This window comes from Pseudomonas sp. S12(2018), from assembly GCF_024355235.1.
Lineage (GTDB): Bacteria > Pseudomonadota > Gammaproteobacteria > Pseudomonadales > Pseudomonadaceae > Aquipseudomonas > Aquipseudomonas palmensis.
Window position 1 is genome coordinate 1 of sequence record NZ_QLAD01000011.1, and the last position, 16,787, is coordinate 16,787.

At 65.3% G+C, this 16,787-nt stretch carries 9 protein-coding genes; 3 read left to right on the plus strand and 6 right to left on the minus strand.

The features are described from left to right. From DN388_RS22645 to DN388_RS22655, 3 genes are all read right to left on the minus strand, one after another. The coding region (locus tag DN388_RS22645; protein ID WP_255002129.1) for a non-ribosomal peptide synthetase at positions 1 to 6,190 on the minus strand (6,190 nt) is incomplete at its 3' end. A gap of 120 nt (positions 6,191 to 6,310) precedes the next feature. Next, positions 6,311 to 7,960 carry a cyclic peptide export ABC transporter gene (locus DN388_RS22650; RefSeq protein WP_255002130.1) on the minus strand — a complete coding sequence of 550 codons (1,650 nt, stop codon included), beginning with the start codon at positions 7,958 to 7,960 and terminating at the stop codon, positions 6,311 to 6,313. A gap of 139 nt (positions 7,961 to 8,099) precedes the next feature. Next, entirely contained in the window at positions 8,100 to 8,978 is an 879-nt protein-coding gene (locus DN388_RS22655) for a formylglycine-generating enzyme family protein (RefSeq protein WP_255002131.1), read from the minus strand. Positions 8,979 to 9,167: 189 nt separating this feature from the next. Here DN388_RS22655 and DN388_RS22660 point away from each other — a divergent pair, with 189 nt between their 5' ends. Beyond that, on the plus strand, positions 9,168 to 10,799 hold the full coding sequence (locus DN388_RS22660) for a PvdJ/PvdD/PvdP-like protein (protein WP_255002132.1): 1,632 nt from the start codon (positions 9,168 to 9,170) through the stop codon (positions 10,797 to 10,799). A 12-nt stretch (positions 10,800 to 10,811) separates the two neighbouring features. Here DN388_RS22660 and DN388_RS22665 read toward each other — a convergent pair whose 3' ends face one another. Genes DN388_RS22665 through DN388_RS22675 form a run of 3 tightly spaced genes read right to left on the minus strand, consistent with a single transcriptional unit; the run spans position 10,812 to position 15,357 of the window. Further along, complete coding sequence (locus DN388_RS22665) at positions 10,812 to 12,203, minus strand: efflux transporter outer membrane subunit (RefSeq protein ID WP_255002133.1); 1,392 nt, start codon at positions 12,201 to 12,203, stop codon at positions 10,812 to 10,814. Between the two features lie 7 nt (positions 12,204 to 12,210). Beyond that, a complete protein-coding gene (locus DN388_RS22670) occupies positions 12,211 to 14,178 on the minus strand; it encodes a MacB family efflux pump subunit (protein ID WP_104572888.1) in 1,968 nt (655 codons plus the stop codon). After that, positions 14,179 to 15,357, minus strand: a complete 1,179-nt coding sequence (locus DN388_RS22675) for an efflux RND transporter periplasmic adaptor subunit (RefSeq protein ID WP_255002134.1) — start codon at positions 15,355 to 15,357, stop codon at positions 14,179 to 14,181. It lies immediately after the preceding gene. 255 nt (positions 15,358 to 15,612) lie between these two features. On the opposite strand from DN388_RS22675, the gene DN388_RS22680 reads away from it, so the two are divergent. Together DN388_RS22680 and DN388_RS22685 are read left to right on the plus strand one after the other, a co-directional pair. Further along, positions 15,613 to 16,089 carry a sigma-70 family RNA polymerase sigma factor gene (locus tag DN388_RS22680; protein WP_104572886.1) on the plus strand — a complete coding sequence of 159 codons (477 nt, stop codon included), beginning with the start codon at positions 15,613 to 15,615 and terminating at the stop codon, positions 16,087 to 16,089. A 169-nt stretch (positions 16,090 to 16,258) separates the two neighbouring features. Further along, positions 16,259 to 16,744 (plus strand): histidine kinase, encoded by a 486-nt coding sequence (locus DN388_RS22685; protein WP_104572885.1) that lies wholly within the window; start codon positions 16,259 to 16,261, stop codon positions 16,742 to 16,744. Positions 16,745 to 16,787: the final 43 nt, after the last annotated feature.

The window sequence follows — 16,787 nt, forward strand, 5'->3', positions numbered from 1 at the left end:
CGTCGGGGCCGACACCGTGTGCAATCAGCGCATGGGCGAGCTGGTTGGCACGGCTGTTGAGTTCGGCATAGCTCAGGTGCTGCCCGCCGAACACCAGGGCCGGGGAGCCGGGGGTCCGCTCGACCTGGTCTTCGATCAGCTGGTGCACGCAGCGTTCGAGCGGGTATTCGGTGCTGGTGGCGTTCCATGCCTGGACGACCTGCTGGCGTTCGGTCGGCGCGAGCATCTCCAGCTCGCCCAGGTGCTGGTGGGGGTTGTCGCGCATGCGTTCGAGCAGGTTGAGCAGGTGCTCGCCGATGGCCTGCACGCCCGCGTCGCTGAAATGCTGTCGCGAATAGCTGGCATGCAGCAGCAGCGAGTCGCCAGCACTGATGGCCAGGGTCAGCGGGTAGTTGGTCTGTTCGTGATAGTCGACTGCACCGAATGTCAGCCCGGCGGGCGCCTCCTGTTCCAGGGCTTCGGCCACCGGGTAGTTCTCGAACACCAGGATGTTGTCGAACAGTGCCTCGCCCTGTTGACCGGACCAGCGCTGGATATCGCTCAGCGCGGTGTGTTCGTGCTCACGCAGGCCAAGGTTGATTTCCTGCACCTGCTGCAGCCAGCTGGCCACGCTGACGTCGGGGCGCGGGCTGGCGATGACCGGCAGGGTATTGATGAACAGGCCGATCTGCTGTTCCACGCCCGCGATATCAGCCGGGCGCCCGGCCACGGTGGCCCCGAAACATACGCAGCGCTGGCCGCTGTACTGTTGCAGCACTACCAGCCAAGCGGCTTGCACGAGGGTGTTGAGGGTGACTTTCTGCTGGCGTGCGAAGTCGTTGAGGCGTTGAGTGCGTGGTGCATCCAGGTTCAGGTAGCAGGCGCCATGGCCCTGCGCCGGCGTGCTGTTGACAACCGAATGCGCGAGCCGGGTGGGCTCCTCCAGGTCGGCCAGTTGAGTGTGCCAGTAGGCCTGGTCAAGTACGGCGTCCTGACGGCCGAGCCAGTCGATGTAGTCGCGGTAGCGGCCTGGCGGGGTAGCGAGGGCCTGGCCGCTATAGCGTTGCAACACTTCGCCGAGCAACTGCGAGGTGCTCCAGCCATCCATCAGGATGTGGTGGCTGGTATGGATCAGGTGATAGTGCCCAGGTGCGGTGCACACCAGCACAAGCCTGAACAGCGCAGCCTTGTCCAGCGCCAGGTCCTGTTGCAGCTGCTCGGCGGCCAGTGCGTCGAGCGCGCCCGGCAGGTCAGCGCGTTGCTGCCAGTCGAGCAGGCTGAACGGCACGCGCATCTGCCTGTACACCGCCTGCAGTGGCTGCGCCATTTCGCCTTGCCAGAGGAACACCGTGCGCAGGCTGTCGTGTCGGTCGACGGCGGCCTGCCAGGCTTCGGCGAATGCCTGGGGGTCCAGGCCGCTGATGTCCAGGCGCATCTGGTTGATGTAGCTGCGACCGTCCTGGTCGTGGGCTTCCTGCTCGTAGAGGGTATGGAACAGCATGCCTTGCTGCAGCGGCGACAGCGGATAGAGGTCGTCAATCAATGCCAGGTCGACCGGCAGGGCATCCAGTTGCGCCTGGTCGAGCCTGGCCAGCGGGAAGTCCGACGGGGTAGCGCCCTGATTCAGGCTGTCACAGCAGTGGTCGATCAGTGCGCCGAGCTCTGCGACATAGTCCTCTGCCAGACGCTCTATCACCTGCGGGGCGAAGCGGTTCTGGTCATAGGTCCAGCTCAGGCTCAACTCGCCGGCGTACACCTGGCCATTGATGCTCAGCCAGTTGCTCAGCGGGGCATCGGCGTGTTTCTCGGCACCTGCCGCTTCGCTGGCCGGTATCAGCAGCGGTTGCTGGGTGTCATCGAAGCTGGTGTCGAACTGGCCGAGGTAGTTGAAGGTGATACGTGCATCTGGCAGCGCCTGCAACACGTCGCGCACGGCTTGCTCGCCCAGGTAGCGCAGGGCACCGAATCCGATGCCTTTGTCGGGTATGCCACGCAGTTGCTCCTTGACCTGCTTGATGGTGGCCTGCAGGTCATGTCCCGCCGACAGCCGGAGCGGGAAGGCACTGGTGAACCACCCCACGGTACGGGTGAGGTCCAGCCCTTCACTCAGCTCTTCGCGGCCATGCCCTTCGAGCTGGATGAGGTTGTCGGCCTGTCCGGTCCAGCGTGCGAGTACTCGGGCCAGCGCGCTGAGCAGCAGGTCGTTGACCTGGGTGCGGTAGGCCGCAGGCGCCTGTTGCAGCAGGCGACGCGTGCGTTCGCTGTCCAGGTGCGAATCGAGCAGCGCGACCTGTGCCGGTGCGCCCATGGCGCTCCGGGCATCGGGCAGGTCGGTTGCGATGGCCTGGTGCTGGTCCAGCCAGTAGTCCAGCTCGCCGATGGCCTGGCCCCTGGCATGCTCGCGCAGCGCCTGGGCGAAGGTCTGCAGCGAACTGGTACGGGCCGGCAATTGGGGGGGCTGGCCAGCCAGGCACTGCTGGTAGGCGCTTTGCAGGTCATCAAACAGGATGCGCCAGGAAACCCCGTCGATCACCAGGTGGTGGGCTACCAGTAACAGGCGTTGACGCCCATCGGCCAGGCTCACCAGCAGCGCGCGCAGCAACGGGCCGTGTTCGAGGTCCAGGCTGCGCTGGGCGCGTTCGCACAACTGCTCCAGTTCGCGATCATCGCACGCCACCGCTTGCAGCAGGGCGTTGTGGGCGTCGGCAGGCGCGCGGTAGACGCTGTTCCAGCCCTGTGCCTGCTGGGTGAAGCTCAGGCGCAATGCGTCGTGGTGGTTGATCAGGGTGTTCACTGCCTGTTCCAGCACAGCGGCATCGAGTGGCTGCCCGGCCGGCTTGAGCAGGACCGACTGGTTCCAGTGATGACGTGATGGCACCGGCGTATCGAAGAATGCCTGCTGAATCGGCAGCAGCGCGACCGTGCCGCTGGCCGGCCCCTGGTCGATGTGTGCAACCGGGTCGTCGAACTGTGCGACCTGGGCCAGCCCCTGCACGGTCTGGTGCTGGAACAGCTGTTTGGGAGTAAAGCGAATGCCAGCCTGACGGGCGCGGCTGACCACCTGGATGGAGACGATCGAGTCGCCACCCAGTTCGAAGAAGTTGTCGTTCAAGCCGATGTTCGGCTGCTTGAGCACTTCCTGCCAGAGCATCGCGATCTGGCGTTGCATGGCGCTTTGCGGGGCCGCGTACCGGTAGCCGGTGGGCGCGGTGTCGGGCATAGGCAAGGCCTTGCGGTCGAGCTTGCCGTTGCGTGTCAGGGGCAGGCCGTCGAGCAGCAGCAAGTGGGCCGGTACCATGTAGGCCGGCAGTTGCTGTTTGAGCCCGGCGATCAGGGCCTGGCGCAACTGGTCCTGCGCCTGAGCATCGGGCAAAGGCCGGGTGGCCACCACATAGGCCACCAGGCGCTGGCTGCCCAGGTAGTCCGGGGCCAGTACCACGGCTTCGGCCACCTGGGGCTGTTGCAGCAGGCGTGCCTCGATCTCGCCCAGTTCGATGCGCAGGCCGTGCAGCTTGATCTGGTGGTCGATGCGGCCGACATAGTCGATCACGCCGTCGTCGCGATAGCGGGTCAGGTCGCCACTGCGGTACAGGCGCTCGCCGTGTCCGGCGAAGGGGTCTGGCACGAAGCGTTCGGCGGTCAGCCCGGGCCGGGCGTGGTAGCCGCGGGCCAGGGCCACGCCACCGATCAGCAGCTCGCCGCTCACGCCGATGGCGCAGGGGTTCAGCTCGTGGTCGAGCACGTGGGTGCGCAGGTTGCTGATTGGCTGGCCGATGGGCACGATGGCGCCGTCGGGCGTGGCCGGCACGCTGTAGCAGCACGTGTCGATGGTGGCTTCGCTGGGCCCGTAGAGGTTGTAGATACGGGCGTCGCTGACGCTGCGCAGTTGCTGCACCAACGCCGGGCTCAGCGCTTCGCCGCCCAGCAGGATTGCCCGCAGGCTGGCCAATGATGTGGGCTCGGCCTGGCCCATCAGGGCTTGCAGCAGCGAGGGCGCGGCTTGCAGCACGGTGATGCGCTGGGCCCGCACTTCGGGCCACAGCAGCGACATGTCGTCGTTCAGTTCAGGGCCAGCCAGCACCAGTTGCGCGCCGTTGAGCAACGGCAGCCAGAACTCCCAGACCGAGGCATCGAAGCTGAACGCGGTTTTTTGCAGCACCCGGTCCTGGGCCTGCAATTGCAGGGTCTGCTGCATCCACAGCATGTGGTTGGTGAGTGCGCCATGACGAACCTGCACACCCTTGGGGCGACCGGTGGAGCCGGAGGTGTAGATGATGTAGGCCAGGTTGTCCGCGTCGACCACTGGCGTCGGGTTGCTGTCGGCATACCCCTGCAGTTCGTTGTCGGCCTGCTCCAGCAGCATGACCGGCAGGGCCTCGGGCAGCAGCAGGCCAGGGTGCACCGATGCCTGGGTCAACAGCAGTGCAATGTCGCTGTGCTCGATCATGTAGGCCAGGCGATCCTGCGGGTAGCCGGTGTCCAGCGGCACATAGGCGCCCCCGGCCTTGAGCACGCCCAGCAGCCCGATCACCATCTCCAGGCTGCGCTCGCACGCAATGCCCACGCCGACCTCTGCACCTACGCCCAGCTCCAGGAGCTTGTGCGCCAGGCGGTTGGCGCGCTGGTTGAGTTGACGATAGGTGAGAGCGGCACTGCCCAGGCGTACGGCGACGGCATCCGGGGTGGCGTGCGCCTGACGTTCGAACAGGGTCTGCAGGTTGGCATGCGCGCCGAAGTCCGTGGCTGTGGCGTTCCAGGTGTGGAGGGCCATCTGCTGTTCGGCACGCTCGAGCATTGGCAGCTCGCCCAGGCGCAGTTGAGGCGTTTCGACAAGCCCCTGAAGCAGGTGCTGCCAGTGGCCGGCCAGACGCTCGATGGTCTGTGGCAGGAACAGTGCGGTGCTGTAGCTGAACGTGGCGTCGATCTGCTGCTGGCTGTAGTCGATCTCCAGCGACAGGTCGAACTTGGCCTGCTGCTGCTCGACACCGAGAAATTCCACCTCCAGGCCATCCAGGTGCAGTTGTGCTGCTTCCTGGTTGGCCACGCGCCAGTTGAACAGCGTCTGGAACAGCGGGTTGGCCTGGGTGCTGCGTTGCAGTTGCAGGTCTTCCAGAATCAGCTCGATGGGGTAGTCGGCGTGCTCCAGTGCGGCCAGCGACTGTTCGCGCAGGCGTTGAAGGAATTCGGCGACGGGTTGCGCGCCGTCGAGTCGGGCACGGTACACCTGGCTGCTGACGAAGAAGCCGACCAGCGCCTGTGTCTGGCCCTGGCTGCGGGTTGCATTGGGCACGCCGACGGTGAAGTCGTGCTGGCCGGTATAGCGACCCAGCAGCAGTTGCCAGGCACCCAGCAGCACGATGAAGGGGGGCAGCCCCTGTTGCTGGCAGAACCGCTGCAGGGCGCTGCCCAGCGAGGCCGGCAGGGTAAGGCAATGGTTGCCGACGAGGTGTAGCTGGTCTGGTGCATGCGGCCTGTCGAAGGGCAGGTCCAGGCTCGGCAGCTCGCCGTCGAGCACTTGCTTCCAATGGGCGGTCGCGCGTTCGTGGGCGGCGCTGAGCGGGTACTGCTGGCGCTGCCAGTGCGCGTAGTCGGCGTATTGGATCGACGGCCGCTGCAGGCCACCGGGCAGGCCTGCCTGCGCTTGCGCAAAGGCTTGGGCCAGGTCCTGCAGCAGGATCGCATTGGACCAGGCATCGGACACGATGTGGTGCATGTTCAGCAGCAGCACGTGCTCGCTGGCACCAGTACGCAACAGCGTGCCGCGAATCAGAGGTGCCTGGCTCAGGTCGAACGGTTGGGCCAGGTCGGCGTCATGGTGCCGGCGTATGGCTGCGTCGCGCTCGGTGGCGGGCAGTTCGCCCAGGTTGTGCCGTGCAAGTATCAGTCGCGCCTGGCGGTCGACCTGCTGCTGCGCCAGGTTGTCGATTTCGACAAAGCGGGTGCGCAGGATATCGTGCTTGTCGATCACTGCATTCAACGCCTGCTCCAGCGCGTCGGCGTTCAGCGGACCGTTCAGGCGCAGTGCGCGAGGCAGGTTGTAGGCACAGCTCTGCGGGTCGAACTGCTGCAGGAACCAGAGGCGCTGCTGAGCGAAGGACAAGGCGCCATGCGTGGGTGCGCAACCGGCCTTGATCACGTGTTCGGAGCCGGCTTCGTCGGCCAGCAGCAGGGCCAGCAGGTCGTCGTCGGAGGGGTGATTCATCTGGTTCATGTCGATCTCGTCGCCGTCGGCAGAAATTGAGCGTTGTCAGGAAGACGAAGGGCGACGAATGCGATTTAGTTGCAAAGGCGGGCAGCGGCGAGCGGCGGTGCGCTCGCCGGTTCAAGGCGTTCAGGCGAAGACTTTTTCGCTGACCACACGACCGCCGTGCATGCGCACCAGTTGGTCGGCCACGTCGAAATAGCGGTCGTCGTGGGAGATCACGATGATGGTCTTGCCCAGGCGTTTGAGATCGGGCAGCAGCTCGGTGTAGAAGATCCGGCGGAAGGTCGGATCCTGGTCGGCGGCCCATTCGTCGAACACCAGCACCGGGCGCCCGTCGAGCCATGCATTGACCAGGGCCAGGCGCTTGCGCTGGCCGGTGGACAGGTCGGTGGTGGTGAAGGCGCCGTCGCGCACGCTGACCTTGTGCGCGATCTCCAGGCGCTCCAGGTACTGCGCGGCATCGTCGGGCAAGGCGCCTTCGCGCTGCACCAGTTCGTCGAACAGGAAGTAGTCGGCAAAGATGGTGGTGAACAGCTGGCGGTAATCGTCCAGGCCAGGCGCATCAACAGCCTTGCCGTTGAGCAGCACCATGCCCTGTTGCGGCGTGTACAGGCCCAGCAGCAGCTTGATCAGGGTGGTCTTGCCGCAGCCGTTCTCGCCGACGATGAACAGGATCTCGCCGGGCTCGATGTTCAGGTTGACCGGCCCCAGGCGGAAGGGCGCGGCGCCGGGTGCCGCCGGGAAGCTGTATTGAACGTCGCGCATTTCCAGGCCCTCGAAGGCGCCTGCGGGCTTTTCTGCAGCGCTGAGCAGCAGGTGTGGCTCGGGCGAGGAGAAGCGCTCGGCCAGGTCGGCGATGCGGCGGAAGGCGATTTGCGCCCGGCTGATGATCGGGATGTTGCCGATCAGGTTCTCCAGTGGGCCTTTCATGTACAGCAGTACCAGCACGAAGCCGCTCAGCGCGGTGGGGTTGCTGGCCGGCCAGAACGCCTGCAGGGCCAGGGCCAGGCCGATGACCACGAAGAACAGCATCGAACCCAGGCTCTTGGCGATCACGAAGATGTTGATGGCGCGTACATGGGTATCGCAGATGAAGTCGGCGGTGCCCTGGATGTTGCGGGTGAACATGGCGTGGCGGCGTGGGCGGTGGATGCGCAGTTCCTTGGCGCCCTCGGCGATTGCCTGGTAGTGCTTCTGCAGGTTGTCCTCGGCGTCGCGCGCGGCATGGAAACCCTTGACGCCGCGGCGCTGGGCAAAGAACTGCACCGCCGAACCGATGCCGATGGCGATCAGGGTCATCAGGCAGATCGGCCAGGACAGCATCGCCAGGTAGCCCAGGCAGCCGATCACCACGGTCAGCGAGATGGCCAGTGGCGCGAACGAAAAGGCGAAATCGCTGATGGTGTCGACGTCGTGGGTCAGCACCGGGATCAGGCGGTGGGTACGGTAGCGCTCGATCTGCTCGATCGGTGCGGCGAGCACCTTGGCGCCCAGGTCCTTGCGCAGCTTGGCGATGATTTTCTGGCCGACGTAGTTGCTGCCGATATCGGCCACGATGGTGCTGAGCAGGGCCAGAACGCATAGCCCGGTAAACGCCAGGACCACGCCCTTGCCCATGCCGCCGGCATCGTGCAGGCCCTGGTTGACGGTGGCCAGCAGGGCGGTGACGCTCAGGCCTCCGACGATACCCAGCGCGATCGAGGCGATCACGATGGCGCGGTAAGGCCTGAGCAGGCTGAAGAGTTCGCGAATGGCGCTACGCGGTGCTGCGTTCATGAAACTACCTCGGTCGCGACGTGGCTACGTGCTAAGGGCGAGTGGACCCGCGCACGGCGGGCTGTCTGAAACTGGACGAGTGGATACGCGGGGGATTTAGTGAGGGCGCCGGCGCGGCACCGGCGCCCTGGCCGGTCGGCTACAGGTCGCGCATCACACGAAAGCCCAGCCAGTCGCCGGCGTTGTCCGAACAGCGGTCGTTGCGGTTGCCTGAGCGCGAGAAGATCGGCGCTTCGGTCCAGTCGTTGCCGCGGATGTGCCGGTAGTCGCAGGTGGGGTCGCTCGGCTTGGAGTCGATCCAGGCGCTGCCATCGGTGGGTGCGCCGACGTAATCGTCATGCACGCTGTCGGCGACCCATTCGTAGACGTTGCCGTGCATGTCGTACATGCCGAAGGCGTTGGGGGGGAAGCTGCCCACCGGGGCGGTGAAGCTGAAGCCGTCTTCAGGCCCGTAGGTGTTGGCATGCCTGGCGATGCTGTATTCCTTGCCTTCGTCGAAGGGGAACGGGAAGGGGCCGGTGCTGCCGGCACGTGCGGCGTACTCGCGTACCGATTCGCTGAGCATGCGGTAGGGCTTGCCGGTCTTGTTCGACAGCCAGTCGATGTAGCGCTGCGCTTCGTGCCAGGTCATGCAGACGGCGGGGTGACGCGCGGTGGTCGGGTAGCTGGGGTTGCCGGCGCTGCATTTGCGGCCGGGGCGGTCATCGGCGTCGGGCATCCTGTAGCCGGTGTCGCGCAGAAATGCCTGCCACTGGCCGATGGTCACGGTGAAGCGGCTGACGGCAAATGGCTTGCTGAAGGTCACCTGGTGCAGCGGGCCTTCGTCGGGCTGGCGGCCGACTTCGTCATCAGGGGTGCCCATGGTAAAGCCGCCGCTGGGCAGCAAGACCATTTCAGGGCAGTCCTTGCAGTCCTGGAACACCTCGCCCGGGGGCGGTACGGCGGCGTGTGCGGCGGGCATCAGGCAGGCGAGCAGGGCACCAAGGGCCAGTGCGTTGCGCCAGGGGGTCGGGATCATCTGGGGTCTCCATGAGGGGCGGATCGCTGCACGCAGGCAGGGACGGTACGCGGTGTGCTCCCCAGGAAGAACGAGCGCAGGGCCGATTAATTTATCCGGCACCGGGTGTGGCGCCGACACTAAATTTAACCTTCAAGCCTACGTCCTAGCTTGGATAAAGCCTGCTTCCAGGCTGATACAGGTAGGGCAATGACGATATCTCGACGAGGATTTGTCGCAGGCCTGGCACTGACCGGTGCTGCGGTGCCTGCTGCGTTGTACGCGCACAAGGAACTGACGCGACCCGAGCATCCGGTTACCCCGGGGGAAGCCAGGGTCGAGCTGCCGGATACGGCAGGACGCCAGTTGGCCGATCAGTTGCGCGGGGTGTGGAGCCTGCGCCTGGAAGGGCGCGATGCGGGACTGGACGGCCTGGCCACGCATGACCTGGAGGTGTTCATCGACATTGCACCGCGCGGGCGCGCGGTTCGCGGTTTCATCGACACCGCGCAGGCCCTGCGTGCCCCCGCGGCCCCGCGCTACAGCCTGCTGGGCGACCTGGCCACGCCGGGAGCGGGGGAGCTGACGTGGCGCCTTTTCGATCGGGAGCAGGGGCTGCAGCAACCGGTCTACGAATTGAGCATGGTGCTGGATGAGGTGTGGGGTGAATTTGCCAACGCCGGCAGCGGCACGCTTACCGGGCGCATTGCGCGCCTGGACCGCAGCCTTGCCCTGGTACAGCAGGACAACCGTTTTGTCGCCACCCGCAAGCTGTTCCCGGAAGCACGCGAGCGCATCGGCTTGCAGCCGGCCCTGCTGAACTGGCTGATTTCCGACGAGCACAGGTTGTTTCACCAACTCTGGCACGCTTCGCGTGACCAGTGGCACTCGTTACCCGAAGACAAGCGCAATGCTCTGCGCGGGCTTGGCTGGCAGCCCGGAACGCGCGAGCGCGAGCGCGATGCGCGGGGGCCGACCAAGGACCGCAATGGCTCCGGGGTGGATTTTCTGTTCATGCATCGACATATGCTGCAGACCGCGCGGGGGTTGCAGGACCTGCCTTCCTGGCCGCGCTTTCCGGCGCCACAGCCGGAGCTTGAACGCGACCGCCTGGGCTTTGCGCGCTACTTCGACAACCATGACGGCTGTGCGGTGCCGCCAACCTGGCTGGCGCCGGGGGATGCCGAGTACACCCAGTGGGTCAGTGACATCAAGAGTGCCGAGACCTACCACAGCAATTTCGAGGTATGGGAGTCGCAGTACCGCGACCCGCGCTACCTGTCGCGCCTGACCCTGGGACAGCTGGGCTCGGAGATGGAGCTGGGCCTGCATGACTGGCTGCACATGCGCTGGGCGTCGGTGCCGCGTGACCCGTCCAACGGTGCGCCAGTACCCATGGCGCGTGACCTGGACGACTTCTCGGCGCGTTGGTATGGGCCCGAAAACGACTTTCTCGGCGATCCGTTTTCTTCCCATGTGAACCCCGTGTTCTGGCTGTTCCATGGCTGGATCGATGACCGTATCGAAGACTGGTTCCGCGCCCACGAACGCTTCCACCCCGGCCAGGTGACGCGCAGCCGGGTCAATGGCGTGCCGTGGTTCGCCAAGGGGCGCTGGGTCGATATCAGGCAGCCCTGGCTGGGCCCTGTGACCCATGGTTGCAGCACCACGCCAGGCCTGCAGCCGGGCAAGAGTGTGGAGATGGACCCGGAGACCATGAAGCTGGCGCTGCGGGTGATCGTCGCCAATACCAAGGACAAGCAGCGTTTCAAGGGGTTGCTGCGCCGGGTGCCGCAACGGCCCTGGTACGCGCGTCACCTGGTGGTCACGCGTCGCACCTGAGGGCAGGTGCAGTCATTGCACCTGCCACCCCCCTCCCACAGCCTTGTACAGGGCGATGCTGGCCTGCAGTCGCTGCAGATGCAGCAGCACGGCCTCGTCCTGGCTTTCGTACAGGCTGCGTTGCGCGTCCAGTACATTGAGCAGCAATTCGGCGCCTGCCTCGTAGCGTGTGCGTGCAATGTCGAAGGCCTGCTGGGCCTGGTTCAGCTCGACGCGCTGCCATTGGCGCTGGCGATCGAGGCCGTCGATGCTGTTGAGGGCCTTTTCGACATCGGCAAATGCGTTGATCAGTTCGCCGCGGTATTTTTCCAGCAGTTCCTGCTGCACGGCGGTGGCCTTGTCGCGTTCGGCGCCGAGCCGCCCATTGTTGAAGATCGGCGCACTGAGGCCGGCCGCCAGGCTGTAGAACGGGTTGCGCAGCACGTCGGCGGCGACGTTGGCGCCGGAGCCCAGGCCGGCAGTCAGGGTCAACTTGGGCAGCATCGCGGCGCGCGCCACCTGCACGTCGGCCTTGGCCGCTGCCAGGCGAGCCTCGGCCGCGGCGATGTCTGGCCGGCGGCTGAGCAGGTCGCTGGGCAACCCGGCATCGATGCCAGGGGCGGCGATGCGGTTGAAATCGCTGGCGTGCAGGGTGAGGGCCTGCACCGGCTTGCCCAGCAATGCGGCCAGGGTGATGCGGGCCTCGGTGGCCTGCTGGCGCAGCAATGGCAGCCGGCGCTGCTGCGCAGCGACCAGTACTTGCTGCTGGGCCAGCTCAAGTGCAGTTGCCGAGCCCGCGTTGTACTTGGCGCGTACCACCTCCAGTACCTGCTGGGCGTTGGCCAGGTTGAGGCTGGCGATACGCTGCTGTTCGTCCAGGGCCAGGGCCTGCAGGTAGAAGCTGGCCACGTTGCTGAACAGGGTCAGGGTGACGGTAGCCTGGTCGAACTCGCTGGCCTTGAGGGCCTGCTCGGCACTGTCGCGTGCCGCCGCATTGCCGCCCCAGAAGTCGACCTCGTAGCTGGCGTTGAAGCTGGCGCTGTAGCTGACCGATTCTCGGTCGTTGGTGTTGCTGGAGGTGCCGTAGCCGTTGTGGTGCATCTGTTTTTCGCGATTGCCGGCCAGGGCTGCGCCAACTTCGGGCAGCAGCGTGCCGCCAGCGATGGTGCGCGCCGCACGGGCCTGGCGCACGCGGGCGATGGCAGCGGCAATGTCGTAGCTGCCGCTGTCGGCCTGTGCGATCAGTTGGTCGAGTTCGGGACTGGCAAAGCTGCGCCACCAGGCGCGGTTGCTGTCGCGCACCGCCTGGGTGTTGGCTGACTGCCACTGTTGTGGCGGGGCAAACCCGATGTCCGGCGGGGTGGGTGGAGTGCTGCAGGCACTGAGCAGCAGGGCCAGGCTCAATGCGCTCAAGAGCGGTTTCATCGGAGATTCATTCACTGGTGAGGGCCTTGACCGGATCGAGACGGGCGGCTTTGCGTGCGGGCATGAAACCGAATACCACGCCGGTGATGACCGCGCAGGTGAATGCGCCAAGCATGGCGCCCAGGGTAAAGGCCACGGCAATGTCGGCCAGTAGCAGGCCGCCGCCGATCAACAGCGCCAGGGCAATGCCGGTGATGCCACCGACCATCGACAGCAGCACCGCCTCGCTGAGGAACTGGCGCAGGATGTCGCGCTGGCGGGCGCCGGTGGCCATGCGGATGCCGATTTCGCGAGTGCGTTCGCGCACGGTCATCAGCATGATGTTCATCACCCCGATGCCGCCCACCAGCAGCGAAATGGCTGCGATTGCGCCCAGCATCAGCGACAGGGTGTTCTGGGTGCGGGCCTCGGCCTGGATCAGCGCCGCATCGTTGGTCAGCTCGAAATCATGCTTGCCGTTGTGCAGGCGGCGCATCAGGTGATCGATGGCCTGCTCGGTTTCCTTGACCCGGCCCGAGTCGACGGCGCCGATGGTGACGTACTCCGGATCGCGGCTGCCGAACAGGCGCACGGCAGCGGCGGAGTAGGGCACCACGATGCGGCCATCGCTGTCCTGGTTGCCGGAGCTGGAACCTTTTTCGGCAAGTATGCCGATGACCTGGAAGGGCACGTTGCCGATCAGGATGTACTGGCCAATAGGGTCGCCGGCATCCTTGAGGAGTTTTTCCCTGACCTTGTGACCGATCACCGCGACGGCTGCGGCAGCATGTTCGTCAGCGTCGGTGAAAAAGCTGCCTTCGACCACCGGCCAGTTGAAGATCTCGGGGAAGTGGGTGTTGTTGCCGCCGACGTAGAAGCGCTGGTTGCTGTTGCCGTAACGCACCGTCAGTTCGCTGCCGATGACCGGCATGATCATCTTCACCTGCGGTAACTGCGCCACTGCTGCCACATCGTCGAGGGTCACCACCCCGGCGGGGGCGTTGTGCGTCGGCTCGCTGCCGCTGAGGTAAAGGATGTTGGAGCCGAATGCGGCCATCTGCGCCATGACCTGGCGCTTGCTGCCTTCGCCGACGGCCAGCATCACCACCACCGAGGCCACGCCGATGACGATGCCGAGCAGGGTCAGGGCGGTGCGGAAGCGGTTGATCCACATCAGGCGCCAGGCGGCCTGCAGGGCTTCGATGAGCTCGCCTTTCCAGGCCCCGCTCTGGGTGGCGCCGCGGTCCAGGCGCTGGCGCAGGTCGTCTGCATTCAGGCTGGCCACCGCTGCGCGCGCTGGCGCCGCCGCGTTGGCCGAGTCGCTTAGGATCAGGCCGTCGCGGATCTCGATGATGCGCTTGGCGCGCGCGGCGACTTCGCGGTCATGGGTGATCAGGATCACGACGTGGCCCTGGCCTGCCAGTTCGTCGAGCAGGCTCATCACTTCGGCGCCGCTCTGGCTGTCGAGGGCGCCGGTGGGTTCGTCGGCCAGGATGATGTGGCCGCCGTTCATCAGCGCGCGGGCAATCGAGACGCGTTGTTGCTGACCGCCGGACAGCTGGTGCGGACGGTTGCCCGTGCGGGTGGCCAGGCCCAGTCGGGCCAGCAGCCCGGCCGCGCGGGCATGGCGCTCGGCGGCAGGGGTACCGGCGTAGATTGCCGGCATCTCGACGTTTTCCTGGGCCGACCCGGAGGCGATCAGGTGGTAGCCCTGGAACACGAAGCCGAAGGCTTCGCGACGGATCCAGGCCAGTTCGTCGCTGTCCAGTTCGGCGACATCCTTGCCGGCAAAGTAGTACTGGCCGCTGGTGGGGCGGTCGAGGCAGCCCAGGATGTTCATCAGGGTCGACTTGCCCGAGCCCGAAGCCCCGACGATGGCAACGAACTCACCGGGCTGGATGGCCAGGCTGATACCGCGTACCACCTCGACCTTGGGCGTGTCGATGCCGCCGTAGGATTTGCGTATGTCGCGCAGTTCGATCAGGGGCGTGGACATTCAGCCTCCACTGGCGGCGGGCGCGCCGATCAGCAGGGTGTCGCCCTCGGCCAGGCCTTCGAGGATCTGCACGCGCAGGCGATCGCTGAGGCCGGCGCGAACCTGGCGTTGCTCGACCTTGCCGTTGGGGTGCAGTACCTGGACCAGGCGCATGTCGTTTTGCCGGGCATCGGGCTCCAGCGCCACGATCGGGGCAGTGAGCACGTTGCTGGCCTGGCCGGCGACGAAGAACACCTGGGCGGTCATTTCCGCCATCAGGGAATTGTCGACGTTGTCCACGTCCAGCAGGACGGTATACAGCACGACCTTGCCCCCACCGCCGGAGGCGCTGGAGCTGGTGGGGCTGCCACCGCCCTGGCTGATCTGGTCGAGCGGCTTGGGCGGTACCGGCAGGATCTGGCGCACGGTGCTGCTCCAGCGGCGCTTGCCGCCGGCCAGGGTGGTGAAGTAGGCCTGCATGCCGGGTTTGACGTTGCCAATGTCGGCCTCCGAGACCTCAGCCCATACGGTCATCGGCGACAGCTTGGCGATGCGCAGGATCAGCGGTGTTTGCTGCTGCGCGTTGAGTGTCTGGCCCTCACGCGCATCCACGGCGACCACCGTGCCGGACATCGGCGCGTAGATACGCGTGTAGCCCAGCTCTGCCTCGTCGCTGCGCAGGCTGGCCTGGGCCTGCAGGATCTGCGCCTGGAACATGCCGATGCGTGCCTGGGTGACTTTCAGTTGTGCCTGTGCGGTCTGCACATCCTCTTCGCGGGTAGCGCCGCTGGCGGCCAGTTGCTGCTGGCGCTTGAGCTGATGCTCGGCCAGGGTGTACTGGGCGCGCTGCTCCTGCAGCTGGGCCTTGAGGTTCTCGATCGAATAGCGGCCTGCATCGAGGCGTGCCTTCTGGGTCGAAGGGTCGATCTCGACCAGCAGTTGGCCTTCCTCGACGTGGTCTCCGGTTTCCACATGCAACTTGCGGATCTGTCCCGAGGCCTGGGCGCCGACATCGACATAGCGGCGTGGCTGCAGGGTGCCGAGTGCTGTCACGCTGCTTTCGATGTCGGCGCGGGTGACCTTGATGGTGTTCGAGGGCTCACCACCGAATGGCAGGGTTTGCCAGGCCGCCAGGCTGCCGGCGGCGAGCAGGCCGAGGCCGCAAAGCAACAGGCGGCGATTTTTCGTAAGACGTGTCATGCGGGCTTCCAGCCAGAAGGGTTGACCCGCGAGTTGCTGGCGTAGACAGCGCAGGCACGGGGGCTCCTCGTTAGACGAGCTATATGCACAGGAATTTACCGGCGCACATTCAGGGTCGCAGGCCGTGCAATCGGGTAATCTGCGAGGCGTGACGGAGGTTGCTGAGAATAATAATAATTTGTATTGTTGCCTACTGGCTTCACCCTGATTCTCCATTCTCGGCGCTTTAGCGCCGAATCCTGGCCAGGTGTCGTTTTGGAAAACTACTATCGCGAACTGGTGAGCTTTCTGTGTGTTCGGCTGGGCAGTCGCCAGGCGGCCGAGGACGTGGCCCACGACGCTTATGTGCGAGTGCTCGAGCGACATGGCGAACAGCAGATCGAGTATCCGCGGGCCTTTCTCTACCGTACCGCGCTGAATCTGGTGATCGACGACCATCGGCGTAGTCAGGTGCGGCACAACGAGCCGCTGGAAGTGCTCGACACCGACGAGGCATTCCGTTCGCCGGCGCCCTGCCAGCGCATGGACATGGATCGCCGACTGGAGCTGATGCAGCAGGCGTTGGGGGAACTAAGCCCTGGGTGCCGGGACAGTTTCCTTCTACGCAAGCTGGAGGGGCTTTCTCACCAGCAAATTGCCGAAAGACTCGGAATTTCTCGCAGTCTGGTGGAAAAAAATATCGTCAATGCCATGAAGCATTGCCGGGCGCGGATGCGCCAAAATTCCGTCTGATGTACTGGTCAGCAACAAACAATTGAGGCTGCGCCTTGATTTCCCGGCATTTCCCTACAACTATCTATCAGATCCGTCACCTGACGTAATGCCTGTCGCAGCCTGAGGTTTATCGTGGCGTAGTAGCGGTCAAGGAATGTCTTCCATGCTCTCTATCCAGGCCCTTCCGATGCCCGACAAGTCCATGCGAATCCTGATTGCCGATGAGCACCCCATCCAACTGCTGCAGTTGGAGAAGATGCTCAACGGCCTGGGGTATTACCGGATTGCCCCTGTCGAGACCTTCGACGACCTGCAGCGCCTGGTGCAGAACGCGCTTTTGCCGTTCAGTCTGCTGGTCGGAAATATCGACCTGGCCAGCCACGTGGGGGTCGATCTGGAGCGGTTCTGTCGCGTGAGTACGCAGATCCAGCATGTGCTGCTGTATGAGTCGCAACACCTTCGCGTACCTGCGGTGCCTGCTGGCCAGCGTCAGGCGGTGAGCGTCAGCCTGCCCAAGGTGCCCGACAACGAGGCCCTGCAGTCCTTCATGGCTATCATCGATGCCCCACTGCTGCTGGGGCAGTTGCCCAACCCCGGGTACAGGCCTGCTGGTAACGCGCCCCCCATGCGCCGCCTGAACATGGGGCATACGGTGTTCCCTCGCGAGGCCTGAGCCGTTCGCCGCTTTTTGGTATGCTCTGCGCCTGTCCTGGCGC